The sequence below is a fragment of the uncultured Chitinophaga sp. genome, assembly GCF_937874145.1.
GTDB lineage: Bacteria > Bacteroidota > Bacteroidia > Chitinophagales > Chitinophagaceae > Chitinophaga.
Window position 1 is genome coordinate 1 of sequence record NZ_CALNBI010000415.1, and the last position, 1,998, is coordinate 1,998.

Sequence of the window (1,998 nt, forward strand, 5' to 3'; positions counted from 1 at the left end):
GGTGGAAAGAAGGGGAGAAGCGTATATCAAAGCGGTGCTTTCCTCCAAAACGCCCTGGCAGCCCAGGGGCCGAAAGATGGTGGCCTACGGGTTCAACGACCAGCAGGTCAGGGAGCTCACCGACTTCCTCAAATGGGTGGGAGAAACAGACCTCAACGGCTTCCCGCCCAAACCGAAATACAAAACATCCATCAACACGAAATAACGATATCCAATGAAATACAAAAGTCAACAGGTCGCCTACTGGTTCTTCGCGCTGGCCATGCTGCTGCTGGTGCTCCAGATCGTTTATGGCTTCATCATGGGATTCGCGAGGGTAGGGCACGACGTCCTCCACGATTTCATCCCCTTCAACACGGCCCGCGCCGTACATACCAACCTGCTCGTGGTCTGGCTCCTCACCGGGTTCATGGGCGCGGCGTATTACATCATCCCCGAAGAAGCGGAGGAAGAACTGGTGAGCGTGAAATGGGCTTATGTGCAACTGATTTCCCTCGCCCTGGTTGGCGTTGCCGCCATCGTGGGGTATCACTTTAATTACTGGGAAGGGCGCAAGTTCCTGGAGATCCCCCGGCCGCTGGATTACCTGGTAGTCGTGAACGTCCTCCTCTTCCTCGGCCTCATCCTCACCACTTTATTCAAAAGTAAAAAACGCACCACCACCTCGCTGGTGCTCACCATGGGCCTCGTGTTCGCCGCGCTCCTGTACCTGCCCGGCATGATCTGGTTCGACAACCAGACCATCGACTCCTTCTTCCGCTGGTGGGTGGTGCACCTCTGGGTGGAAGGCGTATGGGAGCTCATCCTCGGCGGTATCCTTTCCTTCCTGCTCATCAAGCTTACGGGGGTAGACCGTGAGGTGATCGAGAAGTGGCTGTACGTGATCGTGGGGCTCACTTTCATCTCGGGCATCCTCGGCACGGGGCACCACTATTACTTCATCGGCACCGGCAAAACCTGGCTCATCATCGGCGGCATCTTCTCCGCCCTGGAGCCCCTGGCTTTCCTCGGCATGGTGCTCTTCGCCATCGCCATGTACCGCAAGGGCGAAAAGAAACACCCGAACAAGATCGCCCTCAACTGGACCATCGGCACCGCCATCGTTGCGTTCGTGGGCGCGGGGGTACTCGGCTTCGCGCATACCCTCCCGCAGGTAAACCTCTATACCCACGGCACGCTCGTAACCGCCATGCACGGCCACCTCGCTTTCTGGGGCGCATACGCCATGATCGTACTGGCCTTCATCAGCTACGCCATGCCCAACCTCACCGGCCGCAAATTATACGAATCCACCAGGGGCACCTATGCTTTCTGGCTCTCCAATATCGGCATGCTGGGCATGACGGTCGCCTTCGGCGTGGCCGGCGTGGCGCAGGTATACCTCGAACGGAAAATGGGCATGGACTTCGGCGACGTGCAGAACGAGATCAAAGTCCACTTCGTGGTGCTGATCCTTTGCGCCTCGATGTTCGCCACGGGCATCATCCTCTACATCCTCGACTTCGCACGGTACGGCCGCCCCACCACCGAAGCCCTGGAAGCCCCGAGGCCTGCCCTCCACTGAGAAAGATGAACTAAAACTTATACCATGAACAGGAATCAATTGTTGCTTGGAGCAATGGTGTGTATCGGCCTCCTGAGCAACTGTACGACGAAACAACAGCCGGGAAGCGGGCAACAGGGCACCCCGCCTGCTGAAATGAAAGTATCCGGCGAAAGCCTCGCCGAGCTCACGGCGCCGCCCCTGGTGCCCAAGCCAGTGGGCAACCGCGAAGCCACCAAACTGATCGTGAACATGGAAATCGTGGAAAAGGAAGGTGAGATGGCGGACGGGGTGACCTACCTCTACTGGACCTTCAATGGCACCGTGCCCGGCAGCTTCATCCGCACCCGGGTGGGCGACGAAGTGGAATTCCACTTAAAGAACCACCCCGGCAACAAGCTGCCCCACAACATCGACCTCCATGCCGTGACCGGCCCGGGTGGCGGCGCCGCCTC

3 protein-coding genes are annotated in these 1,998 nt (G+C 58.6%); all 3 read left to right on the forward strand.

Features of this window, described 5'->3' with window-relative positions; all coding sequences use genetic code 11:
* The coding region (locus Q0510_RS19945) for a hypothetical protein (protein WP_298715624.1) at nucleotides 1–205 on the forward strand (205 nt) is incomplete at its 5' end.
* Between the two features lie 9 nt (nucleotides 206–214).
* The gene (locus Q0510_RS19950; protein WP_298715626.1) at nucleotides 215–1,564 is read left to right on the forward strand and encodes a cbb3-type cytochrome c oxidase subunit I; all 1,350 of its coding nucleotides are present in this window, start codon (nucleotides 215–217) and stop codon (nucleotides 1,562–1,564) included.
* A 24-nt stretch (nucleotides 1,565–1,588) separates the two neighbouring features.
* On the forward strand, nucleotides 1,589–1,998 hold a 410-nt coding region (locus tag Q0510_RS19955), incomplete at its 3' end, for a hypothetical protein (RefSeq protein ID WP_298715628.1).

Bases quoted from the DNA above. Each gene is read 5' to 3' on its own strand.
- Q0510_RS19950 (WP_298715626.1), top strand. From the start codon at position 215: ATGAAATACAAAAGTCAACAGGTCGCCTACTGGTTCTTCGCGCTGGCC.